Origin of the sequence: Campylobacter sp. US42a, assembly GCF_004379055.1 — a bacterium.
GTDB lineage: Bacteria > Campylobacterota > Campylobacteria > Campylobacterales > Campylobacteraceae > Campylobacter_D > Campylobacter_D jejuni.
The window spans coordinates 234,924-261,329 of sequence record NZ_RYYK01000001.1 but is presented as its reverse complement, the minus strand read 5'-3'; the positions used below and the strand labels follow the sequence as shown (position 1 = coordinate 261,329).

Here is a 26,406-nt window from a genome sequence, read left to right as displayed (position 1 = left end):
AACATGAAGAAAATAGGTGTAGTTATACCAATCTATAATGTAGAAAAATATTTAAGAGAATGTTTAGATAGTGTTATCAATCAAACTTATACTAACTTAGAAATCATACTTGTCAATGATGGTAGCACAGATGAACACTCACTCAATATTGCAAAAGAATATACCTTAAAAGATAAAAGAATAACTCTTTTTGATAAGAAAAATGGGGGTTTAAGTTCAGCTAGAAATATAGGTATAGAATACTTTAGCGGGGAATATAAATTAAAAAACAAAACTCAACATATAAAAGAAAATTCTTTAATAGAATTTCAATTGGATGGTAATAATCCTTATAATATATATAAAGCATATAAAAGCTCTCAAGCTTTTAATAATGAAAAAGATTTAACCAATTTTACTTACCCTAGTATAGATTATATTATATTCTTAGATAGTGATAATTATTGGGAATTAAATTGTATAGAAGAATGCGTTATAAGAATGAAAAATGTGGATGTATTGTGGTTTGACCATGATTGCACCTATGAAGACAATATAAAAAATAAGCACAAAAAAACAAGGATGGAAATTTTTGATTTTAAAAAAGAATGTATAATCACTCCAAAAGAATATGCAAATCGAGCATTAAGTGTAGGATCTAGAGATATTTCTTTTGGATGGAATGGAATGATTGATTTTAATTTTTTAAAGCAAATTAAACTTAAATTTATAAATTTTATTATCAATGAAGATATACACTTTGGGATAATTTTGTTTGCTAGTGCTAATAAAATTTATGTTTTATCACAAAAGTTGTATTTGTGTCGTTTAAGAGCAAACAGTATATCAAATCATGATAAGAAGATTACAAAAGCAAATGTGTCAGAGTATTTTAAAGATATATATGAAACTTTCGGGGAAAACGCTAAGGAAGCAAAAAATTATTTAAAAGCAGCAAGCAGGGTTATAACTGCTTTAAAATTGATAGAATTTTTTAAAGATCAAAAAAACGAAAATGCACTTGCTATAAAAGAAACATTTTTACCTTGCTATGCCAAAAAAGCTTTAATGATTAAAAAATTTAAAAAAGATCCTTTAAATTTAAAGGAACAATTAGTTTTAATTAAACCTTTTATTCAAACAAAACTTCCTTATGATATTTGGAAATTTTGGCAAAAAATAAAAAATATTTAATAATAAAAATATAAAAAATTAATTAATTTTTAGGTATAATCACTATAATTATAGGAGAAAATATTTTATATGCTATTTCAATCATACTTTGTGAAAATAATTTGCTTATTCATCCCTTTTAGAAAAATTAGACATAAAATAAAAAAAACATTTTTACTAAAAAACATACAACGAGATAAAATCGATTCTTATTTACCAAAAAAAACTCTTGTGCAAATTAATAAATACAACAATGAAGATTTAATTAAACTTAATAAAGCTATTATACGGGAGGGGCATAAAGGATATTTTAATTATGATGAAAAATCTAAAGATCCAAAATCTCCTTTGAATCCTTGGGCTTTTATACGAGTAAAAAATGAAGCTATTACCTTAAAAGCTTCTCTTGAAAGCATATTGCCTGCTATCCAAAGAGGTGTTATAGGATATAATGATTGTACCGATGGAAGTGAAGAAATAATTCTAGAATTTTGCAAACAATATCCTTCATTTATACCAATAAAATATCCTTATGAAATTCAAATTCAAAACCCAAAATCAGAAGAAAATAAACTCTATAGCTATTATAATTATGTTGCAAGTTTTATACCAAAAGATGAGTGGCTTATAAAAATAGATGTAGATCATATCTATGATGCTAAAAAACTTTATAAAAGCTTCTATATACCAAAAAACAAATATGATGTAGTTAGTTATTCAAGGGTTGATATTCACTATTTTAATGATAATTTTTTTCTTTGTAAAGATAATAATGGCAATATATTGAAAGAACCAGGAGATTGCTTGCTTATCAATAATTATAACTTAAAATGGAAAGAAGTATTAATTGACAGAATCAATAACAATTGGAAAAAAGCAACAAAACAAAGTTTTTCTTCAAATATACACTCTTTAGAGCAATTAAAGTATAAACACAGGATATTATTTCACACTGAATTAAATAATTATCATTTTCCTTTTTTAAAAAAACATAGAGCTCAAGATATTTATAAATATAATTGGATAAGTATTGAAGAATTTAAAAAATTCTATTTACAAAATATTAATCATAAAATAGAACCTTCTATGATTTCAAAAGAAACTCTAAAAAAAATATTCTTAACATTGTTTTAAAAATTTTTTATATTTAAATAAAATTTTTAAAGTTAAAATATTTATTTTAGCTAACAATGTAACCATTAATTTTGTTCTTTGTTTTTTATATATTTGAATATATAGCAAATATTTAATTAGCACATAAAGAACGCTACAATACTTGTTTAAAATATAATTTTGCCTTAAATAGTTTAAAACCAACTGCAACTCTTGAATATTATTTTTAACAAGCACTTCATTCTTAGTATTACAAATTGAATTATTATTAGGCACGTAATGATATAAATTACAGTTCATATATGCTATTTTTTGAGCTTGACTTAACATTGGATAATATAACAATACATCTTCAGCCATATTGATTTTAACATCTTTCTCGAGTCTTAAACTCGCAAAAGCTTCTAAATACAATTTCTTTCTTATAAGTTTCCCCCACATAGTCCAATATAAATTTTTCTTTGCAATAATTTTTTTCACAAACTCTTTTTTGCTATAAAAACCAGAATTAAAGTCAAACTTTTTATATGAAATAACATTACTTTCAACAATAGCATTGAAAAACACTAAATCAACTTCATCCTGTTCATCTAAAATTTTTATACACTCTTCACAAGCATTTAGTTCCAAATAATCATCAGGATCTAAAAACATTATATAAGGAGAGTTTGCTACTTTCACACCTTCATATCTTGCTCTTAAAAGACCTAAGTTTTTTTCATTGTGGATTATTTTTATTCTTTTGTCTTTTTTAGAGTATTCTTTGGCTATATTTATACTATTATCATTTCCACAATCATCAACTACAATTATTTCTATATCTTTAAAAGTCTGATTGATACAGCTTTCTATTGCCCTTGCTATATATTGTTCCACATTATAAGTTGGTAAGATGATTGAAATTTTAAACATATTTATTCCTTATTTTATTATAATTTAATTATAACATAAAATCTATTTTGATAAAATCGTTAAAAATAAATCTTGATGGAAAATAATCATGAAAAAAGTTATTATTGCTGGAAATGGACCAAGTTTAAAAGAAATTGATTATTCAAGGCTACCAAATGATTTTGATGTATTTAGATGTAATCAATTTTATTTTGAAGATAAATACTATCTTGGTAAAAAATGCAAAGCAGTGTTTTACACCCCTAATTTCTTCTTTGAGCAATACTACACTTTAAAACATTTAATCCAAAATCAAGAATATGAGACCGAACTAATTATGTGTTCTAATTACAACCAAGCTCATCTAGAAAATGAAAATTTTGTAAAAACTTTTTACGATTATTTTCCTGATGCTCATTTGGGATATGATTTTTTTAAACAACTTAAAGAATTTAATGCTTATTTTAAATTTCACGAAATTTATTTCAATCAAAGAATTACCTCAGGAATCTATATGTGTGCAGTAGCCATAGCCCTAGGATACAAAGAAATTTATCTTTCGGGAATTGATTTTTATCAAAATGGGTCATCTTATGCTTTTGATACCAAACAAGAAAATCTTTTAAAACTAGCCCCTGATTTTAAAAATGATCGCTCACGCTATATCGGACATAGTAAAAATACAGATATAAAAGCTTTAGAATTTCTAGAAAAAACTTACAAAATAAAACTATATTGCTTATGTCCTAATAGTCTTTTAGCAAATTTTATAGAACTAGCGCCAAATTTAAATTCAAATTTTATCATACAAGAAAAAAATAACTACACTAAAGATATACTCATACCTTCTAGTGAGGCTTATGGAAAATTTTCAAAAAATATTAATTTTAAAAAAATAAAAATTAAAGAAAATGTTTATTACAAGTTGATAAAAGATCTATTAAGATTACCTAGTGATATAAAGCATTATTTCAAAGGAAAATAAATGAAAGAAATAAAAATACAAAATATAATCATAAGTGAAGAAAAAGCACCCTTAGTCGTGCCTGAAATAGGCATTAATCATAATGGCAGTTTAGAACTAGCTAAAATTATGGTAGATGCAGCCTTTAGCGCAGGTGCTAAGATTATAAAGCATCAAACCCACATCGTTGAAGATGAGATGAGTAAGGCCGCTAAAAAAGTAATTCCTGGTAATGCAAAAATAAGCATTTATGAGATTATGCAAAAATGTGCTTTAGATTATAAAGATGAGCTAGCACTTAAAGAATACACAGAAAAATTAGGTCTTGTTTATCTTAGCACACCTTTTTCTCGTGCAGGTGCAAACCGCTTAGAAGATATGGGAGTTAGTGCTTTTAAGATTGGTTCAGGTGAGTGTAATAATTATCCGCTTATTAAACACATAGCAGCCTTTAAAAAGCCTATGATAGTTAGCACAGGAATGAATAGCATTGAAAGTATAAAACCAACTGTAAAAATCTTATTAGACAATGAAATTCCCTTTGTTTTAATGCACACGACCAATCTTTACCCAACCCCACATAATCTTGTAAGATTAAACGCTATGCTTGAATTAAAAAAAGAATTTTCTTGCATGGTAGGCTTAAGCGACCACACAACAGATAATCTTGCGTGTTTAGGTGCGGTTGCACTTGGTGCTTGTGTGCTTGAAAGACATTTTACTGATAGTATGGATAGAAGTGGCCCTGATATAGTTTGTTCTATGGATACAAAGGCTTTAAAAGAGCTAATTATGCAAAGTGAGCAAATGGCTATAATGAGAGGAAATAATGAAAGCAAAAAAGCAGCTAAGCAAGAACAAGTTACAATTGATTTTGCCTTTGCAAGCGTAGTTAGTATTAAAGATATTAAAAAAGGCGAAGTTTTATCTATGGACAATATCTGGGTTAAAAGACCTGGACTTGGTGGAATTAGTGCGGTTGAATTTGAAAATATTTTAGGCAAAAAAGCATTAAGAGATATAGAAAATGATACTCAGTTAAGCTATGAGGATTTTGCGTGAAAAAAATCCTTTTTATAACAGGTACTAGGGCTGATTATTCTAAGATTAAATCTTTAATGTACAGGGTGCAAAACTCAAGCGAATTTGAGCTTTACATCTTTGCAACAGGAATGCACTTAAGCAAAAATTTTGGCTATACAGTTAAAGAGCTTTATAAAAATGGCTTTAAAAATATTTATGAATTTATAAATTATGATAAATATTATCAAACCGATAAGGCTTTAGCTACTACAATTGATGGATTTTCAAGATATGTAAATGAGCTAAAACCTGATTTAATCGTAGTGCATGGAGATAGAATCGAGCCTTTAGCAGCAGCTATTGTTGGAGCATTAAATAATATCTTAGTAGCACACATTGAAGGTGGAGAGATTTCAGGAACTATTGACGATAGCTTGCGCCACGCTATATCAAAACTAGCACATATTCATTTAGTAAATGATGAGTTTGCAAAAAGGCGTTTAATCCAACTTGGAGAAGATGAAAAATCTATTTTTATCATAGGTTCGCCTGATTTAGAACTTTTAAACGATAATAAAATTTCACTTAATGAAGCAAAAAAATATTATGATATAAATTATGAAAACTATGCTTTACTTATGTTTCATCCTGTTACAACTGAAATTACTAGCATTAAAAATCAAACAGATAATTTAGTAAAAGCACTGATACAAAGTAACAAAAATTATATTGTTATTTATCCAAATAATGATTTAGGCTTTGAATTAATCTTGCAAAGCTATGAAGAGCTTAAAAATAACCCTAGATTTAAGCTTTTTCCATCGCTTAGATTTGAGTATTTTATAACTTTGTTAAAAAATGCTGATTTTATAATAGGTAATTCAAGTTGTATTTTAAAAGAGGCCTTATACTTAAAAACAGCAGGGATTTTAGTTGGCTCAAGACAAAATGGAAGACTTGGCAATGAAAATACACTAAAAGTTAATGCAAATAGTGATGAAATACTAAAAGCTATTAACACCATTCATAAAAAACAAGATTTATTTAGCGCTAAGTTAGAGATTTTAGATAGCTCAAAATTATTTTTTGAATATTTGCAAAGCGGAGAATTTTTTAAACTTAGCACACAAAAAGTTTTTAAGGATATAAAATGAGCTTAGCAATAATCCCTGCTCGTGGTGGCTCAAAGGGTATTAAAAATAAAAATTTGGTTTTATTAAATAATAAACCTTTAATTTATTACACCATTAAAGCTGCACTAAATACTAAAAGCATTAGTAAAGTTGTTGTAAGCAGTGATAGTGATGAAATTTTAAATTATGCAAAAAGTCAAAATGTTGATATTTTAAAACGCCCAATTAGCCTTGCGCAAGATGATACCACAAGCGATAAAGTGCTGTTACATGCTCTAAAATTTTATAAAGATTATGAAGATGTAGTTTTTTTACAACCCACTTCGCCGCTAAGAACAAATATTCATATTGATGAAGCTTTTAATCTTTATAAAAATAGCAATGCAAATGCCCTAATTAGCGTAAGCGAATGTGATAATAAAATTCTAAAAGCCTTTGTTTGTAATGATTGTGGCGATTTAGCAGGGATTTGTAATGATGAATATCCTTTTATGCCAAGGCAAAAATTGCCTAAAACTTATATGAGCAATGGTGCAATTTATATTTTAAAGATAAAAGAATTTTTAAACAATCCTAGCTTTTTACAAAGCAAAACCAAGCATTTTTTAATGGATGAAAACTCAAGTTTAGATATTGATTGTTTAGAGGATTTAAAAAAAGCTGAAAACTTAAATTAAATATTTTTCCATTTAAAATTTTTTAATAATGAAAATAAAGAAAAATGAGGCTTATAATCCAGTTTCTTACATAAATCAAATATTTTATGCTTGTTTAAAAGTTTGCTATAAATTCCATTGTCATAAAAAGTATTTTTATTCATTTTATTAACTCTCCACATTTCAGAAAATAAATGCAAACAAGGTCTATTTTCATCAAAAGTTTTTTTCTTATCTATAAAATCTCTAGCATTTTTCCATGGAATTTGACAAGTATCCTTATAATCTAAGGCATATTTTTCCAAATCACATTCTTTAACCCATTTAGCCAAAAACCAAGGTCCTATGACTCCCCAAGGGATGGTTTTTCTATTATTTACGATCTTCTTTGCTTCTTCTATAAGCAATTTTCCAAATTCACTTTGTTTTGGAAATTTAAGTAATGAAGTTGTAATTCTAGCTTTGTTAGGATCATCATCAATTTCCTTAGAAAAAATATATCCTTTTTCATGATAATCATAAGGGCTTAAACACACCATATCTAAATCTACCCATACCCCCCCCCTGAGATAGAGTAGATTAAATCTAAAAAAATCTGAAAAAGCAGCTACTCCAGCTCCCCTATCATCACTAAAATATTCTTCAAAAGCTATGATTTCATTTGCATTTTTAAGTGTAAAATTATCAAACAATTCTTGGAATTTTAAAAAGATTCTATCATTTAAATTATAAGTATATAGATGGAATTTATATCCATTATCAAGCCAAGATTTAATCGTAAGAATTTCCATCAAACCTATGCCCTTATAGCCTTTAGGGGTATACCAAAAACTTGAAATTTCAGTCATTATTAGCCTTCTAGTGTTAAAAAATACGAAAAATTTAATTATATAAAATTTAATCTTAAATTCTATTTTTTAAATCCAACTCTTCTTTCTTTAAAATCTCAAGTAATTTTTGATGAAAGGTATCATTTTCAAAGTCTAAAGAAAGCTTTTTTATTAGCTCATTGCTTTTCTTTTTATCTTGATAATTTTGATTTAAAATTTCTTTATTTTTGTTTTCATATCTTCCATTTGGATTAAATTCATAATGATAAATGCAAGTTTTAAAAACAGCTATTTTCTCACAAAACATAAAATAAACATAACAAAAAAGCACATCTTCACCGTAACTCAAACGCTCATCTATTTTAACTTTTTCAAAACTTTTTAAGATGATATCTTTTTTAAAGCACTTCGCCCAAACCGACCAGCAAAAATGCCTTTGTTTGCTTAAAAATTCTAAAAATTCCTTTTGATTAAAAACTTCATCTTGTTTAAAACGATAAAATTGTTTGGTTTTTACTCTATGCACAAAGGCATCAAAACAAAGCAAATCAAAACCTTTTTTTATCTCTTTAAATGCTATTTCACAAGCATCAGGTGTCAAAAAATCATCACTATCTAAAAACATTATAAAATCAGAACTAGAATGCAAAACTCCTATATTTCTACTTGCAAAAGTGCCTAAATTTTCTTCATTTTGAAAGATTTTTATCCTTGGATCTTTTTTGGCAAATTCTAAAACCATATTTAAACTATTATCTTTACTTTTATCATCAATAATCAAAATTTCAATATCTTTTAAAGTCTGATTTATACAACTTTGTAAAGCCCTTGAAATAAAATCGCAAGAATTAAAAAGCGGGATTATGATCGAAAGTTGTGGCATATTTTTCCTAAATTTTGTTAAAATAATAAAAACAATTCTATCAAAGTTTAGGAAATTTATGAAAATTTTTATACATCTTCCCACTTGGCTAGGCGATGCGGTGATGGCTTCACCTGCTTTATACGCTATAAAAGAACATTTTAAAAATGCTCAATTTATCCTTTATGGCTCTTTGGTTTCCACAGCACTTTTTAAAGAATTTCCTAATTCTAAAATCATCATAGAAAATAAACAATCTCGCTATAAACAAGCCCTATCTTTACGCAAAGAACTTGGTAAGATCGATTTTAGCTTTGCTTTTAGATCTGCGTTTTCTTCTAAGATTATCTTACATATTCTTAAAATAAAACAAAGATATTTTTTTGAAAAAAACAAGCACAAAGAAGAACATCAAGTTTTAAAATACCTTTATTTTATAGAAAACTCACTTAGTATAAAAGCTCATTCTAAAGACTTAAAGCTTCCCTTTAAGCTAAAATTTCAAAACCCTCTTGTCTTAAAAAATGGTAAAAAAATTCTAGGACTCAACCCTGGCGCAAGCTTTGGAAGTGCAAAAAGATGGGATGCGAGTTATTTTGCTAAAGTGGCTTTAAATTTCAGCCAAAGTCATGAGATTTTAATCTTTGGCGCAGGAAAAGCCGAACAAGAACTTTGTAATGAAATTTATCAAATTTTAAAAGAACAAAACATAAAAGTAAAAAATCTTTGCAATAAAACCACCATCAAAACCCTTTGTCAAAATATCGCTTTTTGTGATCTTTTCATCACAAACGACAGTGGTCCTATGCACATAAGTGCAGTTTATAAGGTAAAAACCGTAGCTATTTTTGGCCCTACAAAATTTACCCAAACTTCACCTTGGCAAAATGAAAACGCAAAATTAGTGCATTTAGATCTAGCTTGTATGCCTTGTATGCAAAAAACCTGCCCTTTAAAACACCACAAATGCATGAAAGATCTAAAGCCTCAAAGGGTTATAGAAGAGGCTAGAAATTTACTTAAAAACTCTCATCGATGATCTGGCAAAGTGTGTGTATGATTAAAATGTGCATTTCTTGAATTCTAGCTGTATCATCGCTTGGTACAACAAGATTATAATCACAAAGCTTATTCATCATTCCACCACCCTTTCCACTAAGCCCTAAACAAAGCATATTAAGTTCTTTTGCTTTTTTTAAAGCTTCTAAAACATTAGGGCTTTTTCCACTGGTTGAAATACCGATTAAAACATCATTTTCATTTCCTAAAGCTTCCACTTGTCTTGAAAAAACAAACTCAAAGCCATAGTCATTTCCTATAGCACTAAGTGCTGAAGTATCGGTTGTAAGTGCTATGCCTGCTAAAGCTTTGCGTTCTTTTTTATAACGCCCACTAAGTTCAGCTGCAAAATGCTGGGCATCAGCTGCACTCCCACCATTTCCGCAGATTAAAATTTTACCACCTTTTTTTAAGCACTCACACAAAAGCTCCCCTACTTTAGCAATTTGTCCTTTTAAAATTTCACTTTCTTGAGCGATTTTTTGATGCTCTTGCCATTCTTTTTCCACTAAATTTATCATTTTTTATCCTTAATCTTTTCTATGATCTTGCTGGTACTAAATCCTTCTTCAAAGTCGATTAATTCAACCTTTGAAACGATATCTGCACCCACAACAATTTTATCTTTATAATCAGCCCCTTTAACCAAAATATCAGGTTTTAAAAAGCTTATAAGTTCCAAAGGTGTATCTTCATCAAAAATCACTACAAAATCCACAAAATAAAAAGCTGCCAACATACAAGCTCTTTGAAACTCTGAATTTACAGGACGACTCTCACCTTTGAGTCTTTTCACACTCGCATCTGAGTTCAAACCTACAATTAAAACATCGCCCAATCTTTTAGCTTTCTCAAGGTATTTTATATGTCCAAAATGCACGATATCAAAACAACCATTTGTAAAAACAATCTTTTTATCATTTTGTTTTAAAAGCGTTAAAAGTTCTTCTTTGCTTTTGATTTTTTTCTCAAAATCCACACGATTAAAACTCTTAATCTCATCAAAACTCACACTCACGCTACCTATTTTACTCACTACAACGGCTGCAGCTTCATTGGCAAGTTCGCAAGCTTTAAAAATTTCAATCTCATTTGCCAAACAAAAAGCCAAAACGGCGATCACACTATCGCCCGCCCCTGTTACATCATAAACTTCTAAGGCTTTAGCAGGTGCGATTTTTAAACTCTTATCAAAAAGTGCGATCCCCGCTTCTGAAAGAGTGATGATAGAATAACGCAAAGCAAAATCTTCTTTTAATTTTTTAATCCCTTTTTCTAAATTTTCACCCTCTAAATTTTCAAATTTCAAAGCCTCTAAAGCTTCTTTTTTATTAGGCGTGAGTAAGGTTGCACCACTGTATTTGCTAAAATCACTGCCTTTAGGATCAACTAAAACAGGGATGTTTAAAGCCTTAGCCTTTTTTATCACAGCCTTGCAAACTTTAGGGGTTAAAACACCTTTGGCATAATCACTTAAAACCACAGCTTTAAAATCTTTAATCTTTTCATCAAACAAAGCTATAAGCTCATTTTCAAGCAAAATCTCACTTATATCTTCTTCATCTAGTCTTAAAACCTGCTGATTATGTGCCATAATGCGATTTTTAAAAGGAGTTTTGCGTCCTTTTTGGATCAAAAATTCTCCTTTTAAATTTTCTTGTAAAAATTTCCCACTCTCATCATCACCCACAACACCAAGCGCAAAAACATCAGCTCCCAAGCTTTTTAAATTTGCATAAACATTCGCAGCCCCGCCTAATCTTTTATCTTCTTTAAGGGTTTTCGCTACCAAAACAGGAGCTTCAGGACTGATACGCGAACAATCACACCAAGTGTAATTATCCACCATAAAATCCCCTATAATTAAAATTTTAGGTTTTTGCTGACTTAAAAACTCAAGCATTTACTTCCTTTTCAAAAAGTCTTTTTATCTCGCCTAAATAATCTTTTATACCCTCTTCAAGGCTAAATTTTGGCTGATAATCCCAAGTTTGATCTAGTTTTGCTTCAGTGTGGAATTGATAAGATTTTACATAAGGATTTGGGATATATTCGCAAGGCAAATCAGTCTTTAACTCTTTTTGCAAAATATCGACTATATCTTGAAAGGTTCTTGCTTTACCACTGCCTACATTATAAACCCCGCATTTTGAATCAAGGGCGATTAAATTGGCATTAATAACATCTTTAATATAAGTAAAATCTCTATAAATTTGATCACTTCTTTCAAACAAGCGTGGATTTTTTCCTGCTAAAATTTGATGGCCAAATTGTAAAACCATAGAAGCGGTTTTGTTTTTATAAAATTCGCCTTTTCCATAAACATTAAAATATCTAAGTCCTACTAAATGGGCTTTATCATAGTATTTTTTCGCTAACTTATCCATCATCAATTTTGAAAAAGCATAAGGATTTTTTGGTTCTTCATCTTTACCTACAGTTTGCGGGCTTTTTGCATCACCATAAACCGAAGCTGAACTTGCATAAATAAGCTTTGCATTAAGATCTATGCTAAGTTCTATAAAATCTTTAAAAGTATTTAAATTGGTTTGCAAAACCTTAGTTTGATCAAAAACCGTAGTGTCTGAAATTGCTGCTTGATGAAAAATAATCTCTGGCTTAAAATCTTCAATCTTTTTTAAAACTTTTTCATCATTAATATCGCCTGCAAAAAGTTCTCCATCAAATTCAAGTAAATTTTTAAAATGCCCAAAACTTTGCAAATTTCCATTTTCAAAAGTCGCACTACTACGCATTTTATCAATGATTAAAATTTCATGTTTTTCTTGTAAATTTAAAGCCAGTTGCGAACCTATAAACCCTGCGCCACCTGTGATTGCTATTTTCATTTAAATGTCCTTTTCTTTAAAAAAGCTCAAAATTTCTTTTAAATTTTTAAATTGTCTAAAAAAATCACCTTCTTTTTTTTCTTCATTCACTAAAATCAAAGTGCCAATATCAGCATTTAATCCTGCTTGCATATCACTTAGATTATCTCCGATAAAGATAGAATTTTTCATATCCAAATCAAACTCATCTTTTGCTTTTAAAAGCATGCCTGCTTTAGGTTTGCGACACTCACAACCTTCTAAATGCGGACAATGATAAATTTTATCAATTTTTATATCTTGCTTGGCAAATTCTTTAAGCATATAATCACAAAGCTTAAAAAAATCACTTTCCTTATAATATCCTCTTGCAATGCCTGATTGGTTTGTCGCTATAAAAAGCAAATAATTTCTAGCCAAAAAATATCTACAAAGTTCAAAAATTCCATCACAAAATTCGAAATCTTCTATTTTATAGACATATTTTTTATCTATATTAATCACACCGTCTCTATCTAAAAATAATGCTTTTGTTTTCATAAAAACATTATAATATAGCTTTTTTAAAAAGAAAATAAACATTATCTTTAATTTCTTAAGATTTTTATTAAAAATAAAGATATATAATACCTAGCAATCTAATTTTTACTAAGGAGAAAACAAATGAAAAAATTATTAGTAGTTTCTGCTTTGGCATGTCTTGGCGTTTCTGCTTTTGCTGCAGATGGTGCTACACTTTTTAAAAAATGTGCAGTATGTCATGGTGCAAATGCTGACAAAGTTTACTTAAACAAAGTTCCAGCTTTAAAAACTCTTTCTTCTGCTGAAAGACTTCAATATATGAAAGAATATTCAGAAGGCAAAAGAAATGCTTATGGTCAAGGTGCGATCATGAAACTTAACCTTAAAGGTTTAACTGAAGAAGATTTTAAAGCTATCGAAGCTCATATTGAAACTTTAAAATAATTTCTAAAAAAGGCTTTCCTTTTTAAGAAAGCCTTTTTTTATCCAAAGCTTCTTTTTTACGCCTTTCTAATTCTATAGCATCACGCAAAGAATTCTCATCATCATTTAAAGTAGTAAATTTATAATCATCATCAAATTGCTTATTTTTAATCCCCCAAAGTAAAGTTGCCAAAATGATAAAAAACGCTAAGATAGAAACTCCTATCATCATCATGATTATACTATTCATTCTTTGATCCTTAAAGCATTTAAAACGACTATTATACTACTAAAAGACATAGAAATAGCAGCAAATAAAGGATTTATCATACCCAAAAAAGCCAAAGGTATGGTACAAGCATTATAAAACAAAGAAAAAGCAAGATTTTGCTTGATAATTTTAAAGGTATTTTTAGATAATTTGATGGCTTTTTTTAAAGAAAGCAAGTCATTTTTCAAAAGTAAAACATCACTACTTTCTATAGCTAGATCACTTCCTTCTCTTAAAGTCATCGAAACACTTGCGTATTTTAAAGCTAGTGCGTCATTTACCCCATCACCTACAAATAAAACTTTGTAATTTTTGCTTAAATTTTCTATAGTTTTCATCTTATCTTCAGGCAAACAAGAAGCTTGATAATTTTGAATTTCTAATTTTCTAGCTATTTTTTCCACTGCTTTTTGATGATCACCACTAAGTATCATTAATTCTTTTTTTTCTTTTTTAAGATAAGCAATAAGCTCTTTTGCACCTTCTCTTAAAACACTATCAAACTCAAAAAAAGCTAAAATTTTACCTTCCTTGGCAAAAATAAAATGTGTATTATCAAATTCTTTAGTTGCAATACCCTTTTCTTGCAAAAATTTAGAACTTCCGCCTAAAAGCAACCCTTCATTTAACTCAGCACTTAAACCTTTAGCTTGAATGCTTGAAAGTTTTTTAAAATCCAAATTTAAATCCTTAGCTCCTTTTTGCTTTAAATATAACGCAATATTTTGAGATATAGGATGTTTAGAAAGTTTTACAAAATTATAAAGCTCGTTTAAATCAAGCGCTTTATCTAAAAAAACCTCTTTAAGTTCAAGCTCTATTTTAGTTAAAATACCCGTTTTATCAAATACCACGCAATCACATTTACTTAAATCTTCTATCACGCTAGAACTTTTAAATAAAATATGTTTTTTCAAAGCTCTACCTAAGGCCACAAGATTGCTCACGGGCGTTGCTAAAGCCAAAGCACAAGGACAAGCGATAATCAAAACTGCAATCGCATTGACTAAAGAAATTTCAAAACTCTCTTCTTTGTAAAAAAACCAAAAAGCAAAACAAATAAAAGCGATCAATAAAACCGTTCTAGAAAAATAAGCCGAAAGACTATTGACCAAACTTTCAAGTTTTGCTTTTTTAGAGCTTGCAAGTTCTAAAAGCTGGATAATTTGACTGAGTTTTGAATCTTTGTAAAGCTTTGTTGCTTCATACTCCACACTTCCATCAAGCACTATACAAGCTGAAAAAATTTCATCTTCTTTTTGTATGAGTTTTGGAATACTTTCTCCATTTAAAGAAGAGGTATCCACGCTCATTTCACCACTTTTACAAATCCCATCGATTAAAATTTTATCTCCAGTTTTAAGTAAAATTCTATCTCCCAAACAAACCTTTTGCACTTCTTTAGGAGCAAATTCTTTACCATTGAAAACTAAAACTTCATTTTGTAAAAAATCATTAAGCCCATCTATGGTATCTAAAGCACGCTTTTTGCTAAACATCTCAAGATATTTTCCTATAAACACAAAGCAAATTATCATCGCCACAGAATCAAAATACACTTCCCCCACCCTAAAAAACATAGCCCATAAAGAATAAACATAAGCCAAACTCGCTCCGCTAATCACCAATACATCCATATTTAAACTATGCATTTTTAAAGTTTTAAAAGCACTTTTATAAAAATGAGAGCCCGTATAAAAAAGCACAGGAGAACAAAGGATAAATTCAGCAAAATTTAAAATATCCTTAGTATCCTTATCCATACCGCTAAAAAGTCCTGCGTATTTTGCCACTGCTATCCACATGATATTCATCACACAAGCTATAGCCACAACAAGCTTAGAATAAAATTCCCTTTTTAATAAATCCGCTTTTTTTGAAGCCTTGCTCGCATCATAAGCACTCGCTTTATAGCCTATACTTTCAATAAGTCTTAAAATTTGCACCAAAGAAATGCTTTGTTCATCAAAAACAATGCGTGCTTTATGGCTTAAATGATTGATATCAAGTTCTAAAATTCCTTCTTGCTTGGTTAAAATTTTCTCATTAAGCCACACACAAGCTGCACATTCTATACCGTGTATCATGAGATAAATTTCACTAAATCCTTCTTTGGTTTTAGTGATAAACTCATCATAATTTTTCATTTCATTTTGAAAATTTACAGGGCTTAGGGTTTGATTTCCAAGCTTTTCATAAAACTCATCTAGTCCACTTTCATGTAAAATTTCCCAAACGCTCTCACAACCCTTACAACAAAAAAATTTACCCTTATACTCTATCATTTGGGCTTGTTTATAATCAAGTTTGCAATGTTCACATTTCATAATCATTCTTTAAAAAAATATTTTTTATAATTATAAACAAATTTGACAAAAAGTGCATTTTTTTACTAAAATCACATTTTACAAAAATTATTCTGCTAAATCTTACGAGGACTTATGGAAAAAGAAAAAAAACAACATCAAAGAACCCACGTTCCAGTGGAAGGTTATAAAATCGAAGAATTAAAATTATTAGATCTAGAAAATCTAGTTAAAATCGCTAATGAATGTGAAATCGAAAATCCAAGAGAATTTCGCCGCCAAGAACTTATTTTTGAAATTTTAAAAGCACAAACAAAAAAAGGTGGTTTCATACTTTTTACAGGGATTTTAGAAATTTCTTCTGAAGGTTATGGCTTTTTAAGAGGCATGGACTCCAATCTTAGCGATAGTGTTAATGACGCTTATGTTTCAAATTCACAAATTAGAAAATTTGCTCTGCGTGTAGGTGACATCGTTACAGGACAGGTAAGAGAACCAAAAGATCAAGAAAAATACTACGCTCTTTTAAAAATCGAAGCGATCAATTATCTGCCTTTGCAAGAAGCTAAAGAAAGACCTTTGTTTGATAACTTAACCCCTATTTTTCCAACAGAAAAAATCAAACTCGAATACGATGCGATGAAGCTTACGGGTCGTGTTTTAGATCTTTTTACTCCTATAGGAAAAGGACAACGCGGACTCATCGTTGCTCCACCACGCACAGGTAAAACAGAGCTTATGAAAGAACTTGCTGCTGCTATTGCAAAAAACCATCCAGAAATGCATTTAATCGTGCTTTTAGTCGATGAAAGACCTGAAGAAGTTACCGATATGCAAAGATGTGTAAAAGGTGAAGTTTTTAGTTCTACTTTTGATTTACCTGCTTATAATCACGTGCGTGTAGCTGAACTCGTGATAGAAAAAGCCAAAAGAATGGTAGAAACAGGAAAAGATGTTATTATCCTGCTTGATAGCATCACAAGACTGGCGCGTGCTTATAACACCGCAACTCCAAGCAGTGGAAAAGTCCTAAGCGGTGGAGTAGATGCTAATGCCCTACACAAACCAAAACGTTTCTTTGGCGCAGCTAGAAATATAGAAAATGGAGGCTCTTTAACCATAGTTGCTACAGCTTTAATTGACACAGGTTCAAGAATGGATGATGTGATTTTTGAAGAATTTAAAGGCACAGGAAATAGCGAAATAGTTCTTGATAGAAATATTGCCGATAGAAGAATTTATCCTGCGATTAATATCATCAAATCAGGAACAAGAAAAGAAGAATTACTCCAAGGCGTAGCAAATCTTCAAAAAATTTGGGCAATCCGTTCAGCGATTTCTCAAATGGATGATGTTGAGGCATTGAAATTTTTATATTCTAAAATGCTTAAAACCAAAGACAATGTAGAACTTTTATCTATAATGAACGAGTAAAAAATGCTTCAAGCTTTAGCGATTAAATACAGACCAAAAACCTTTGATGAACTCATAGGACAAAAAACAGTTAGCGTAAGTTTAAAATACGCCCTAAATCATAATCGCTTAGCTCATGCTTATCTTTTTTCAGGACTTAGAGGAAGTGGAAAAACTTCAAGTGCTAGAATTTTTTCTCGTGCTTTAGTTTGCGAACAAGGACCAAGTGATACTCCATGTAGCACTTGCAAACACTGTCTTGCAGCACTTGAAGGCAAACATATAGACATTATAGAAATGGATGCCGCAAGCAACCGTGGACTTGAAGATATACAAGCCTTAATCGAACAAACCAAATACACCCCTTCTATGGCAAGATTTAAAATTTTCATCATTGATGAAGTACATATGCTTACCCCACAGGCTGCAAATGCACTTTTAAAAACCTTAGAAGAACCCCCAAGTTATGTTAAATTTATACTTGCAACCACAGATCCTTTAAAACTTCCAGCTACTGTGCTTTCAAGAACGCAACATTTTCGCTTTAAACAAATTCCACAGAGTGAAATTTTAAATCATCTTAAAGAAATTTTACTTAAAGAAAATGTTAAATTTGAAGAAGAAGCTTTAAAATTTATAGCAAGAAGTGGCAATGGATCTTTAAGAGATACTTTAACCTTGCTTGATCAAGCCATTATTTTTTGCCAAAATGAAATCAGCATTAGCAAGATTACCGATATGTTAGGCTTTTTAGATCCTCAAAAAATCAAAGCCTTTTATCAGGCTATCTTAACAAAAGACAAGGAAAAAGTTTTTGCATACTTAGAAGAATTACAAGACTATGAAGCCTCAAGCGTGATCGATGAAATGCTTTTTTATTTAAAAGAAAGCTTTTTTGCAAAAAGTACAGAATTTTCTATTTTAATTTATGAAAGATTTTTCCGTATTTTATCAAAAGCTAAAAATATGCTTTGCGATGATGATGGCTTTACGCTTTGTGTTATGGCTTTTATGATGATGGAAGCAAGCCATTTAAAAGAAATTGATGCACAAATCCAAGAAATCAAACAAGAAAATATAACAAATATTACACCTAAGATCACGCCTGCTCCTATCATACCTAATCTTGAGAAAAAAATAGAAAAAATTGCTTATGAAATCTTGCTTGATAGTATTTATGATAGGGATTTTGATCTTGCAGAATGCTTTAAACAAAGCACAAAATTTATTAGTTTTGAAAACAATACCTTAAATATAAGCTCAAACGCACAAGGACAAAATCGCGATACACTCAATAAAGGTTTTAAACTCATACAAGAACTTTTTAAAGCTAAATTTGGAGAAAATGCTAAAATTAATGTGCAAAAAGCACTAACAATTGATGAAAATAAGCTTCAATCCTTAACTCAAGAATTACCAAACAATGAAAATAAAAACATAGATATTCAAAGTTCTATTAATATGCTTAAAGAAGGGGCCAAAAAATTTGACCCACAAGAAGATCTTAAAGAGGCTCTTAAAGATTGTTTTGGAGAGCCTAGTATAGAAAATTAATCATCATTTTTAAGAGAAATGAAAATCAAAGATAAAAACATATAAGTTACCAATCTTGTAGCATCAGGTAAACCGTTCCAAACCTTGCTCATCCACATTCCAAACCATTCTGCAGCAACTACTTGGAAGGCAAAAAACCATAAAATACAACAACAAGTTAAAGAAATAATCCCAAAAATCTTAGCATTATGAAAGCTTTGGGCATCTAAATTTCTAGCTTTAAACATATCATAAGCACCTTTTAGAGCTGTTAAGGTAATAAAAGTTTCAAAAAGAATAATTGCTATATAGCCTATATGATGAATCACAGGAGAAGTAATAGCCCTATAAACTATAGCATTACCCAAATAATCAGGCTTTGTATCCATACTCATCACATGCGAAACAAATTGGAAATTAGAATTGTAATCTGTCACATTTCCAAAAACCACTATACCTGCTAACGATGCAACGGTAAGCAAAATAATAATTTTTGAAAATCTAATCATTTTGCTTATGCAAAAACATTTTTGTTGCATTTATACTCCTTTAATAATATATTTTGGTAATATTAATTATATATAATATATTCTTAATAAAAATTAAATTTTTAAATTCTTTTAAGTCTTAAAGAATTAAGCACTACAGTAACAGAACTAAAACACATTGCAAGTGCTGCTATATGAGGACTTAAAGTGATAAAAGGTACAAATCCTGCTGCGATAGGAATGCAAAGCACATTATAAATAAAAGCCCAAAAAAGATTTAGCTTAATAATACTGCGTGTTTTTTTAGCAAGTTTAAAACATTTAAAAATCGCTGATAAATCATCTTTTATCAAGATAAAATCTCCTGTTTTTTTTGCAAGTTCATTTGCCTTTGAAAAACTCATACTTACACTTGCAGCAGATAAAGCCGCCGCATCATTAATCCCATCTCCTACAAAAAGAGTTTTTTCAAATTTTTGAATGATTTGTAGCTTTTCTTCGCTCTTAAGTTGAGCATAAAATTCGTCTATTTGTAATTCTTTGGCTATTTTTTCTACATTTTTTACATGATCACCACTTAAAATAAAAGTTTTAAGATTTTGCTTTTTTAAATTTAACACAAGCTCTTTGGCTCCATCTTTTAAAGCATTGCTTAACAAAACACCACCTAAACACTTTTTATTCTTAGCAAAATACACCCTAACATATTCTTTAAAAGTATCAAAAAAGATATCACTTTCTTTTGTGTCAATTTCATTTTCGTGCAAAAACTTCGCACTACCTGCGAGATAAATATCACTATCTTCTTTGTATTTTATGCCAGAACCCACAATCACTCTTCCCTCACCCTTTAAATCAAAAATTTGATCTTTATGCAAAGCCTTAGCTATAGGATGAGAGCTTAAACTTTCAATTTGACATAATTTATCAAAATCATCTTTAGAAAGATTGTGTTTAAAAATACTCAAATTTTCCTTTGTCAATGTACCTGTTTTATCAAAAAAAGCATACTTGACTAAGGCTAATTTTTCTAAAGCGGCAGGATTTTTAATAAGAACGAAATTTTTTGCCGCATTTGCACTTGCCACAACCAAAGCTATAGGCGTTGCAAGCCCTAAAGCACAAGGACAAGAGATCAAAAGCACAGCACAAGCGTGTAAAAAAGCTGTATTTAAATCTGCTTTTAGCACCCAAAAAACAAAAACTAAAAAAGCAAAAAATATTATACCCCCTACAAAGTATTTAGAAATTTGATCTGCTAAATTTGCCAAAGGACTTTTGATATTTCCTGCTTCAAAAACTAGATTTTTGATTTGTTCTAAAGTACTATCTATAGCCTTTTTGTTTGCTTTGATCCTTAAAGCACCATTTAAAACTACTGCTCCTGCTTGAACTTCATCGCCTTCTTTTTTTAAAACAGGCAAAAACTCCCCATTTAAAAAACTCATATCAAGCTCTGCACTCCCTAAAAGCACCACTCCATCTGCGACAATGCTTTCTCCTTCTTTTACCAAAAGCACATCGCCACTTTTGACAAAAGAACTTGAAATTTCTTTGATACTTTCATCTTCAAGCAAAATTTTTGTCTTTTTTGTGTCTATATTTTCTAAAATTCTTTGATAATCTTGTGCCTTAAATTTAGCCTTACTTTCAAGATATTTTCCTAAAAGCACAAAAGAAATAATCATCATTGCACCGCTAAAATACAAATCTTCTTCTTTAAAAATTTTCAAATACACCAAAAAAGAATACACAAAAGCACTCAAAGTCCCCAAAGCTACAAGGGTGTTCATATCTAAATTTTTACTTTTAAGTCCTAAAAAAGCATGGGAAAAAAAGTCTCTCCCACAATAAAATATCCCAAAAAAACTCAAAGCCATTTGGATATTTTGCGAAAAAGAACTTTTAACAAACATTTCAAAATACATAATAATCACACTCAAAACTATACTTAAGAGCAAATTTTTTCTTAATTCTAAGTGTTTTTTTGCCTTGTATGCGTTCAAGCTTTGTTCATCTTCTAAAATTTCAAAGCCTAAATTTTGAATTTTTGCGATGATATCCTTGCGTTTTTCTTGATTTTCAAGTAAAAAAACCCCACTAGAATTCACATAAGAAACACTAGCATCTTTAACACCGTCAATTTTTCTACAAGCTCTTTCTATAGCGTTAGAACAATTAACGCAAGTCATTTTGCCTATTTTTATACGCAATTCTTCCATTATAAACGCTCTACGATCTCAAAACCTAAATCTTGAAATTCTTTTGTAAAATTTGTTACTTGATTTTCTTCTAAATTTAAACTTAAAATTTTTTGATCCAAATCCACTTCTATATTTCCAAATTCATCTTCAAGAGAATTTTTGATCAAATTTACACAATTCATGCAATTAACATTTTTTACTTTAAATTTCATTTTCGCTCCTTATAGGTTGTATGGTAATGTGCCCGATTTCAAATTCATGTAGTAATTTATGGGATAAATCCTGAGATAGTTTTTCAAATTCCTTTAGATCGCAAACTCTTACTTTTAAATGCATGGAAGCTACTAGCATTTTATTAGTGATTTGAGTAATATGCAAATCCACCACCTCATCGACACTAGGATTTAAAAGCAAAACTTGTCTTACTTTTTCTATATCCACAGGAGAACTTTCAAGCAAGACATTAGCGCTTTGTTTAAGTAAGATAATCGCCCATCTTAAAAGCAAGATTGATAATACAATAGCTAAAACCGTATCTATATAAACAATACCGCTAAAATACACCACTATCCCACCTATAATAACCGCTAAAGAACCCAATAAATCGCTCATCATATGCAAAAAAGCGGACTTCATATTGACATTTTCTAAATTTGCACCCTTAAACATCATCAAAGCATTAACCCCATTTACCAAAAAGCCCAAAATAGCTACAATTATCATGGTTTTAGCGTCAATTTCTTTTGGATTAATAAATTTTTCTATAGCCTCATAAATGATAAATAAAGCCGATAAAATAATAGTTAGAGCATTGATAAAAGCCACTAAAACTTCAAGACGAAAATACCCAAAGGTCTTTTGATGATCTTGCCATTTTTCTACGGCTATAATGGCTAAAAAACTAAGAGCTAAGGCAAAAACATCAGAAAACATATGCAAAGTATCGCTTAAAAGTGCTAAAGAATTTGAAAGGATTGAATAAATAAATTGCACAAGCATCATAGAAAAAGTCATTAAAAGAGAAATTTTTAAAATCTTTTTATCCATACTCCTTGCATCAGCATGGGAATGATGATGTTCATGAGAATGTTCTTCGTGATTATGATGACAAGATTTGTTAGCTAAAGGCTCGTGTGATAAAAATTTATACATCTTATATCCTTTTTGCTTGACATTTTAAGATATTAAGCTAAAAAGGATATAAATATTTGTTATTTTTATAAAAATTAAAAGTCAAAAAGCTCGCCTAGCCAACTTTCTTTCTTTTTCTTTTTATAGTAATCATTGTGCTGATGATAAGCTGAGTCATTATATCTTGACTCTTGTCTTGAAGCTTGGTTAAAATTTGCTGTATTAGGGACACTGCGTTCTATGATTTTGTCAAGCTCTCCACGATCAAGCCAAACGCCACGACACTTTGGACAATAATCAATCTCAACTCCACTCCTATCACTCATAACCAAATCTACATTACAAACTGGACATAACATACAATACCTTTTTTTTAAATTTTTGATTTAAAATTATAAAAAGAAATATTAAACAAATTTACAACAAGTTTTAATGTTTTTTTGCATGTCTAGTCATCATAAAACTTTGTTCAAAAAATATAAGCAAAGTAACACTCACTCCTATAGCTAAAGCCAAAGTCACAGAAACAGTTGTAAAAAAATAATCAAAAAATTGAACCAAAAATTCAGACTTAGCCTTCAAATCATCACTGCGTATAAAAGAAATAAGATACAAAATCGCTTTATAAGCGTAAATTCCAGGTATCATAGGAATAAGAGCAGGAAAAGCGATAATTTCAGCAGGGGTTTTGATGATTTTTGCTAAAGCAATTCCTAAACATCCTATGCAAAATGAAGCAACAAAAGTTGCAATTGCTAAAGTTTGAAAATGAAAATATTCCACCAAGGTAAAACGAAGTCCATGTGCAATTGCCGCTAAAAGAGCAGATAAAATAAGGGTTTTTAAAGGTGGATTGCAAGCATAAGCAAAGCCAAATCCCGCCACAGCAGCAAAAAACATATCTCTTAAAATAAATTCAATCATCTTAAAATCCCAAAATCCGAAATACTAAGCGTCATGTAAATTCCAAGTGCTATACAACAAATCAAAATAGCCACGCTGATAATACGGCTAAGCCCCATTAAAATATGATCTTTTAATATATCAATCACAGAATTTATAAAAAATACCCCTGGTATAAGATACAAGATACTAGAACCCAAAGCCACATCAGAAGTATTGGTATATCCCATATCCAGTCCAAAAAATACAAACCACGATGAGATAAAAGAACAAAGGATGTATTGAATTCTTAAATCAATCTTTGCTTTAGTTAAAATATATCTTAATAACAATCCCACAAAAGTTGCAAAAAACACCAAATTTCCAGCACCAAAATCACCACCAAAAAGCCTACAAAAAGCTGAATTTGCCATAGAAACAAATAAAAGATTAAGCAAATAAGAATGCTTTTTTTGTTGAGAAATTTGCTCAAAAACGACTTTCGCTTTTTCAAGATCGTATTTGTGATCATATATAGCCCAGCTTAAAGCACTTAAATCAAAAATAAGCTTAAAATTAACATGGGCATGATGATTAGGTATAACATAAGTTCTTTGAATGGAGTTATCATCCATATCTACAACATTTAAAGTGATATGATGAAAAAAGAAATTGATATTTATCTCATAGCCATAAACCTCAGCTATTCTTCCTACGCATTTTGCCACCCTAGCTGTATAAGTTCCAGCACCTAGTAAAGTTTTAGTATATACGATTAAAAAATTAGTTAATCTTTGTATATCAGGTTTTTCCATATTTTAATAATCTTTGATTGAATTTGTTATAATTATAGCAAATTTTAAAATAAATAAGGAGAAAAAATGGCAAAAATCGGTATAGTTGGTTTAGGTTATGTAGGAGCTGCTAGTGCTTATAGCATAGTTACTCAAGGAATTTGTTCAGAACTTTACTTATATGATATAAAACAAGATTTAACTCTAGCTCATGCAAGAGATTTGGAAGATATGTCAGCCATTCATTTTTCTTATACAAAAATTTTTCATGTGCCAAATTTAGAAAATTTAGCTTCTTGCGATATTATCATTTTAGCTTTTAGAAAAGAAAGCTTAAAAGAATTACCTAGTCGCTTAGTAGAACTTCAAAACAATATCCTCGAACTTAAAGACATTGTCTTAACCTTAAAAAATGCTAATTTTAAAGGCAAATACATTGTCGCAACAAATCCAAATGACACCATAACTTACTACACTCAAGTATTAAGCCAATTACCTAAAAATCATGTTTTTGGTAGTGGAACAAATTTAGATAGTTCAAGACTTAAGAAATTTTTAGCCAAAGATTTAAACATAAATTCAAAAGATATTTTTGCTTGTATGATTGGCGAACATGGAGATTCTCAGTTTGCAGCACTTTCTAATGCAAGCGTTTTAGGACAAAATTTATTAGATTTTTATAAGCAAAAATTAGGCAAAGATTTAGACATACAAGAACTTGAAAAAGCTGTGATTAGCGAGGGATATTTCATCTATGAACGCAAAGGAAGGACAGAATTTGGCATAGGAACTTCTTGTGCAAATTTAGCCAAAGCCATCCTAGAAGATAGAAAAAGTTTACATCCTGTAAGTGTGGTTTTTGATGATATAGCTTTTTCAATGCCCGCTATCATAGGAAAAGATGGTATAGAAAAGGTTTTTGAATTAAAATTCAATGAAAAAGAAAAAACAAAATTAGAAAATTCAAAACAACAAGTCAAAAACGCCATACAAAGCGTAAAAGATAAAATTTAAGCCTTTTTAAAAGGCTTTTTGATTTTGATATAAATTAAACTTGCTAAAATCACAAAAACAATTACAATGATTAAAATTTGAGTTAAATAAGTTTTAATCAACTCTTCATTTTGTCCTATATAATAACCCAAAAATACAAGTATAGCCACCCAAATAGCACTACCAAGTGCAGTAAAAAGTATAAAATTTACAAGTTTCATTTTTACCAAACCTGCAGGCATAGAGATGTACTGACGAATTCCTGGTAAAAGACGACAAGTAAAGGTTGAAAATTCCCCGTGTTTGTTAAAAAATTCTTCAAATTTAGTAAATTTGGCCTCATTTATACCAAAATACTTACCCCATTTTAATACAAAATTTTTACCCCAAAAAAAGCAAATATAATAATTAATCAAAGCCCCTAAAACAGAACCTAAAGTCCCACTAAGTATACAAAGAGTGATATCAAGTTCGCCTTTATGTGCCAAATATCCAGCAGGTATCATAACAACTTCACTTGGAAAAGGTATAAAACAACTCTCTAAGGTCATTAAGATAATAATACCCAAATACCCCCAAGCACTAGCCGTCTCAACAATAAAAGAAATGATTTCTTGCATATTAGCCTTATTTGAAGAAAATTTTAAAAAATTGTAGCTTAAAAGATTAAACAGTAAAAAGCGGTTTTACACCGCTTTTTTTATTTACCTGCAACTGAAACTTGATTTGGATTGTCCGCTGCACGAGCGATCATACACTCTTTTAAAACAGCAGCATCAGCTGGATCGCTAACTTTTTTATTAATCCAGCGTTCAACTTGTTTCATTGTTTTTGACTCTGGCTCTGGAGCTTCGTATTTTGCCATCAAACTTGCACAATCAGCCAAAGCAATGATAGGTAATAAACTTGCAAAAAGTATTTTTCTCATCTTTTGC

29 protein-coding genes are annotated in these 26,406 nt (G+C 29.8%); 11 read left to right on the top strand and 18 right to left on the bottom strand.

The window, feature by feature from the left end; translation table 11 throughout:
- Positions 1-3: 3 nt before the first annotated feature.
- Positions 4-1,173 carry a glycosyltransferase family 2 protein gene (locus tag ELQ10_RS01300; RefSeq protein WP_134250084.1) on the top strand — a complete coding sequence of 390 codons (1,170 nt, stop codon included), beginning with the start codon at positions 4-6 and terminating at the stop codon, positions 1,171-1,173.
- Positions 1,174-1,242: 69 nt separating this feature from the next.
- On the top strand, positions 1,243-2,286 hold the full coding sequence (locus ELQ10_RS01295) for a beta-1,4-N-acetylgalactosaminyltransferase (RefSeq protein WP_002870498.1): 1,044 nt from the start codon (positions 1,243-1,245) through the stop codon (positions 2,284-2,286).
- Here the strand turns inward: ELQ10_RS01295 and ELQ10_RS01290 are convergent.
- Positions 2,272-3,177 carry a glycosyltransferase family 2 protein gene (locus ELQ10_RS01290; protein WP_134250083.1) on the bottom strand — a complete coding sequence of 302 codons (906 nt, stop codon included), beginning with the start codon at positions 3,175-3,177 and terminating at the stop codon, positions 2,272-2,274. The genes ELQ10_RS01295 and ELQ10_RS01290 overlap by 15 nt on opposite strands.
- An 88-nt stretch (positions 3,178-3,265) precedes the next feature.
- On the opposite strand from ELQ10_RS01290, the gene ELQ10_RS01285 reads away from it, so the two are divergent.
- Genes ELQ10_RS01285 through ELQ10_RS01270 form a run of 4 tightly spaced genes read left to right on the top strand, consistent with a single transcriptional unit; the run spans position 3,266 to position 6,953 of the window.
- Positions 3,266-4,141 carry an alpha-2,3-sialyltransferase gene (locus tag ELQ10_RS01285; protein WP_134250082.1) on the top strand — a complete coding sequence of 292 codons (876 nt, stop codon included), beginning with the start codon at positions 3,266-3,268 and terminating at the stop codon, positions 4,139-4,141.
- Complete coding sequence (neuB, locus tag ELQ10_RS01280) at positions 4,142-5,182, top strand: N-acetylneuraminate synthase (protein ID WP_002870496.1); 1,041 nt, start codon at positions 4,142-4,144, stop codon at positions 5,180-5,182. It abuts the gene before it with no gap.
- Positions 5,179-6,297 (top strand): UDP-N-acetylglucosamine 2-epimerase, encoded by a 1,119-nt coding sequence (gene neuC / locus ELQ10_RS01275; protein ID WP_134250081.1) that lies wholly within the window; start codon positions 5,179-5,181, stop codon positions 6,295-6,297. Before neuB ends, neuC begins: the two co-directional genes overlap by 4 nt.
- A complete protein-coding gene (locus tag ELQ10_RS01270; protein WP_134250080.1) occupies positions 6,294-6,953 on the top strand; it encodes an acylneuraminate cytidylyltransferase family protein in 660 nt (219 codons plus the stop codon). The genes neuC and ELQ10_RS01270 overlap by 4 nt, the downstream gene beginning before the upstream one ends.
- Here the strand turns inward: ELQ10_RS01270 and ELQ10_RS01265 are convergent.
- Both ELQ10_RS01265 and ELQ10_RS01260 read right to left on the bottom strand, forming a co-directional pair.
- On the bottom strand, positions 6,950-7,780 hold the full coding sequence (locus ELQ10_RS01265) for a glycosyltransferase (protein ID WP_134250079.1): 831 nt from the start codon (positions 7,778-7,780) through the stop codon (positions 6,950-6,952). The two genes, ELQ10_RS01270 and ELQ10_RS01265, sit on opposite strands and share 4 nt — an antisense overlap.
- Positions 7,781-7,835: 55 nt before the next feature.
- Positions 7,836-8,645, bottom strand: coding sequence for a glycosyltransferase family 2 protein (locus ELQ10_RS01260; RefSeq protein WP_134250078.1), 810 nt, complete (start codon positions 8,643-8,645; stop codon positions 7,836-7,838).
- Between the two features lie 58 nt (positions 8,646-8,703).
- On the opposite strand from ELQ10_RS01260, the gene waaF reads away from it, so the two are divergent.
- Entirely contained in the window at positions 8,704-9,663 is a 960-nt protein-coding gene (waaF, locus tag ELQ10_RS01255; protein WP_134250077.1) for a lipopolysaccharide heptosyltransferase II, read from the top strand.
- On the opposite strand, the gene gmhA is transcribed toward waaF, so the two are convergent.
- The 4 genes from gmhA to gmhB are packed head-to-tail and all read right to left on the bottom strand — an operon-like array spanning position 9,644 to position 13,093.
- Positions 9,644-10,204 carry a D-sedoheptulose 7-phosphate isomerase gene (gene gmhA / locus ELQ10_RS01250; RefSeq protein WP_020836830.1) on the bottom strand — a complete coding sequence of 187 codons (561 nt, stop codon included), beginning with the start codon at positions 10,202-10,204 and terminating at the stop codon, positions 9,644-9,646. The two genes, waaF and gmhA, sit on opposite strands and share 20 nt — an antisense overlap.
- Positions 10,201-11,586, bottom strand: a complete 1,386-nt coding sequence (gene rfaE1, locus ELQ10_RS01245; protein ID WP_134250076.1) for a D-glycero-beta-D-manno-heptose-7-phosphate kinase — start codon at positions 11,584-11,586, stop codon at positions 10,201-10,203. Before rfaE1 ends, gmhA begins: the two co-directional genes overlap by 4 nt.
- Complete coding sequence (rfaD, locus tag ELQ10_RS01240; protein ID WP_134250075.1) at positions 11,579-12,532, bottom strand: ADP-glyceromanno-heptose 6-epimerase; 954 nt, start codon at positions 12,530-12,532, stop codon at positions 11,579-11,581. The genes rfaE1 and rfaD overlap by 8 nt, the downstream gene beginning before the upstream one ends.
- Complete coding sequence (gene gmhB, locus ELQ10_RS01235; protein ID WP_002878815.1) at positions 12,533-13,093, bottom strand: D-glycero-alpha-D-manno-heptose-1,7-bisphosphate 7-phosphatase; 561 nt, start codon at positions 13,091-13,093, stop codon at positions 12,533-12,535.
- Between the two features lie 81 nt (positions 13,094-13,174).
- On the opposite strand from gmhB, the gene ELQ10_RS01230 reads away from it, so the two are divergent.
- The gene (locus ELQ10_RS01230) at positions 13,175-13,477 is read left to right on the top strand and encodes a cytochrome c (RefSeq protein ID WP_002852762.1); all 303 of its coding nucleotides are present in this window, start codon (positions 13,175-13,177) and stop codon (positions 13,475-13,477) included.
- A 22-nt stretch (positions 13,478-13,499) separates the two neighbouring features.
- Here ELQ10_RS01230 and ccoS read toward each other — a convergent pair whose 3' ends face one another.
- Positions 13,500-13,706: a cbb3-type cytochrome oxidase assembly protein CcoS gene (gene ccoS / locus ELQ10_RS01225; RefSeq protein ID WP_002937295.1), complete on the bottom strand. Its 207-nt coding sequence runs from the start codon at positions 13,704-13,706 to the stop codon at positions 13,500-13,502.
- Positions 13,703-16,060, bottom strand: coding sequence for a heavy metal translocating P-type ATPase (locus tag ELQ10_RS01220; protein WP_134250074.1), 2,358 nt, complete (start codon positions 16,058-16,060; stop codon positions 13,703-13,705). The genes ccoS and ELQ10_RS01220 overlap by 4 nt, the downstream gene beginning before the upstream one ends.
- Positions 16,061-16,168: 108 nt before the next feature.
- Between ELQ10_RS01220 and rho the strand changes: the two genes are divergently transcribed.
- Together rho and ELQ10_RS01210 are read left to right on the top strand one after the other, a co-directional pair.
- On the top strand, positions 16,169-17,467 hold the full coding sequence (rho, locus tag ELQ10_RS01215; RefSeq protein ID WP_057042622.1) for a transcription termination factor Rho: 1,299 nt from the start codon (positions 16,169-16,171) through the stop codon (positions 17,465-17,467).
- A 3-nt stretch (positions 17,468-17,470) separates the two neighbouring features.
- Positions 17,471-19,000 (top strand): DNA polymerase III subunit gamma/tau, encoded by a 1,530-nt coding sequence (locus ELQ10_RS01210; protein ID WP_134250073.1) that lies wholly within the window; start codon positions 17,471-17,473, stop codon positions 18,998-19,000.
- On the opposite strand, the gene ELQ10_RS01205 is transcribed toward ELQ10_RS01210, so the two are convergent.
- The 7 genes from ELQ10_RS01205 to ELQ10_RS01175 all read right to left on the bottom strand — a co-directional run bounded on the left by ELQ10_RS01205 (position 18,997) and on the right by ELQ10_RS01175 (position 24,499).
- The gene (locus tag ELQ10_RS01205) at positions 18,997-19,518 is read right to left on the bottom strand and encodes a DUF2165 family protein (RefSeq protein ID WP_134250072.1); all 522 of its coding nucleotides are present in this window, start codon (positions 19,516-19,518) and stop codon (positions 18,997-18,999) included. The genes ELQ10_RS01210 and ELQ10_RS01205 overlap by 4 nt on opposite strands.
- Positions 19,519-19,589: 71 nt before the next feature.
- Complete coding sequence (gene copA / locus ELQ10_RS01200) at positions 19,590-21,689, bottom strand: copper-translocating P-type ATPase CopA (RefSeq protein WP_134250071.1); 2,100 nt, start codon at positions 21,687-21,689, stop codon at positions 19,590-19,592.
- Positions 21,689-21,883, bottom strand: coding sequence for a cation transporter (locus ELQ10_RS01195; protein ID WP_002856180.1), 195 nt, complete (start codon positions 21,881-21,883; stop codon positions 21,689-21,691). The genes copA and ELQ10_RS01195 overlap by 1 nt, the downstream gene beginning before the upstream one ends.
- Positions 21,873-22,823 carry a CDF family cation-efflux transporter CzcD gene (gene czcD, locus ELQ10_RS01190; RefSeq protein WP_134250070.1) on the bottom strand — a complete coding sequence of 317 codons (951 nt, stop codon included), beginning with the start codon at positions 22,821-22,823 and terminating at the stop codon, positions 21,873-21,875. The genes ELQ10_RS01195 and czcD overlap by 11 nt, the downstream gene beginning before the upstream one ends.
- Before the next feature lie 74 nt (positions 22,824-22,897).
- Entirely contained in the window at positions 22,898-23,161 is a 264-nt protein-coding gene (locus ELQ10_RS01185; RefSeq protein ID WP_002866179.1) for a zf-TFIIB domain-containing protein, read from the bottom strand.
- Between the two features lie 70 nt (positions 23,162-23,231).
- A complete protein-coding gene (locus ELQ10_RS01180) occupies positions 23,232-23,726 on the bottom strand; it encodes a threonine/serine exporter family protein (RefSeq protein WP_002853757.1) in 495 nt (164 codons plus the stop codon).
- Entirely contained in the window at positions 23,723-24,499 is a 777-nt protein-coding gene (locus ELQ10_RS01175; RefSeq protein WP_002853925.1) for a threonine/serine exporter ThrE family protein, read from the bottom strand. The genes ELQ10_RS01180 and ELQ10_RS01175 overlap by 4 nt, the downstream gene beginning before the upstream one ends.
- Before the next feature lie 66 nt (positions 24,500-24,565).
- On the opposite strand from ELQ10_RS01175, the gene ELQ10_RS01170 reads away from it, so the two are divergent.
- Positions 24,566-25,492, top strand: a complete 927-nt coding sequence (locus ELQ10_RS01170) for an L-lactate dehydrogenase (protein ID WP_134250069.1) — start codon at positions 24,566-24,568, stop codon at positions 25,490-25,492.
- Here the strand turns inward: ELQ10_RS01170 and ELQ10_RS01165 are convergent.
- Complete coding sequence (locus ELQ10_RS01165) at positions 25,489-26,091, bottom strand: DedA family protein (RefSeq protein WP_134250068.1); 603 nt, start codon at positions 26,089-26,091, stop codon at positions 25,489-25,491. The genes ELQ10_RS01170 and ELQ10_RS01165 overlap by 4 nt on opposite strands.
- Positions 26,092-26,171: 80 nt before the next feature.
- A complete protein-coding gene (locus ELQ10_RS01160) occupies positions 26,172-26,399 on the bottom strand; it encodes a hypothetical protein (RefSeq protein ID WP_002822505.1) in 228 nt (75 codons plus the stop codon).
- Positions 26,400-26,406: the final 7 nt, after the last annotated feature.

Bases quoted from the DNA above. Each gene is read 5' to 3' on its own strand.
- ELQ10_RS01210 (WP_134250073.1), top strand. From the start codon at position 17,471: ATGCTTCAAGCTTTAGCGATTAAATACAGACCAAAAACCTTTGATGAA.
- waaF (WP_134250077.1), top strand. From the start codon at position 8,704: ATGAAAATTTTTATACATCTTCCCACTTGGCTAGGCGATGCGGTGATG.
- ELQ10_RS01205 (WP_134250072.1), bottom strand. From the start codon at position 19,518: ATGCAACAAAAATGTTTTTGCATAAGCAAAATGATTAGATTTTCAAAA.
- ELQ10_RS01290 (WP_134250083.1), bottom strand. From the start codon at position 3,177: ATGTTTAAAATTTCAATCATCTTACCAACTTATAATGTGGAACAATAT.
- ccoS (WP_002937295.1), bottom strand. From the start codon at position 13,706: ATGAATAGTATAATCATGATGATGATAGGAGTTTCTATCTTAGCGTTT.
- neuB (WP_002870496.1), top strand. From the start codon at position 4,142: ATGAAAGAAATAAAAATACAAAATATAATCATAAGTGAAGAAAAAGCA.
- ELQ10_RS01185 (WP_002866179.1), bottom strand. From the start codon at position 23,161: ATGTTATGTCCAGTTTGTAATGTAGATTTGGTTATGAGTGATAGGAGT.
- ELQ10_RS01160 (WP_002822505.1), bottom strand. From the start codon at position 26,399: ATGAGAAAAATACTTTTTGCAAGTTTATTACCTATCATTGCTTTGGCT.
- rho (WP_057042622.1), top strand. From the start codon at position 16,169: ATGGAAAAAGAAAAAAAACAACATCAAAGAACCCACGTTCCAGTGGAA.
- ELQ10_RS01165 (WP_134250068.1), bottom strand. From the start codon at position 26,091: ATGCAAGAAATCATTTCTTTTATTGTTGAGACGGCTAGTGCTTGGGGG.
- ELQ10_RS01195 (WP_002856180.1), bottom strand. From the start codon at position 21,883: ATGAAATTTAAAGTAAAAAATGTTAATTGCATGAATTGTGTAAATTTG.
- ELQ10_RS01285 (WP_134250082.1), top strand. From the start codon at position 3,266: ATGAAAAAAGTTATTATTGCTGGAAATGGACCAAGTTTAAAAGAAATT.
- rfaE1 (WP_134250076.1), bottom strand. From the start codon at position 11,586: ATGCTTGAGTTTTTAAGTCAGCAAAAACCTAAAATTTTAATTATAGGG.
- ELQ10_RS01175 (WP_002853925.1), bottom strand. From the start codon at position 24,499: ATGGAAAAACCTGATATACAAAGATTAACTAATTTTTTAATCGTATAT.
- ELQ10_RS01270 (WP_134250080.1), top strand. From the start codon at position 6,294: ATGAGCTTAGCAATAATCCCTGCTCGTGGTGGCTCAAAGGGTATTAAA.
- gmhB (WP_002878815.1), bottom strand. From the start codon at position 13,093: ATGTTTATTTTCTTTTTAAAAAAGCTATATTATAATGTTTTTATGAAA.
- ELQ10_RS01220 (WP_134250074.1), bottom strand. From the start codon at position 16,060: ATGATTATGAAATGTGAACATTGCAAACTTGATTATAAACAAGCCCAA.
- czcD (WP_134250070.1), bottom strand. From the start codon at position 22,823: ATGTATAAATTTTTATCACACGAGCCTTTAGCTAACAAATCTTGTCAT.
- ELQ10_RS01230 (WP_002852762.1), top strand. From the start codon at position 13,175: ATGAAAAAATTATTAGTAGTTTCTGCTTTGGCATGTCTTGGCGTTTCT.
- ELQ10_RS01265 (WP_134250079.1), bottom strand. From the start codon at position 7,780: ATGACTGAAATTTCAAGTTTTTGGTATACCCCTAAAGGCTATAAGGGC.
- rfaD (WP_134250075.1), bottom strand. From the start codon at position 12,532: ATGAAAATAGCAATCACAGGTGGCGCAGGGTTTATAGGTTCGCAACTG.
- gmhA (WP_020836830.1), bottom strand. From the start codon at position 10,204: ATGATAAATTTAGTGGAAAAAGAATGGCAAGAGCATCAAAAAATCGCT.
- ELQ10_RS01170 (WP_134250069.1), top strand. From the start codon at position 24,566: ATGGCAAAAATCGGTATAGTTGGTTTAGGTTATGTAGGAGCTGCTAGT.
- ELQ10_RS01300 (WP_134250084.1), top strand. From the start codon at position 4: ATGAAGAAAATAGGTGTAGTTATACCAATCTATAATGTAGAAAAATAT.
- ELQ10_RS01260 (WP_134250078.1), bottom strand. From the start codon at position 8,645: ATGCCACAACTTTCGATCATAATCCCGCTTTTTAATTCTTGCGATTTT.
- ELQ10_RS01180 (WP_002853757.1), bottom strand. From the start codon at position 23,726: ATGATTGAATTTATTTTAAGAGATATGTTTTTTGCTGCTGTGGCGGGA.
- ELQ10_RS01295 (WP_002870498.1), top strand. From the start codon at position 1,243: ATGCTATTTCAATCATACTTTGTGAAAATAATTTGCTTATTCATCCCT.
- copA (WP_134250071.1), bottom strand. From the start codon at position 21,689: ATGGAAGAATTGCGTATAAAAATAGGCAAAATGACTTGCGTTAATTGT.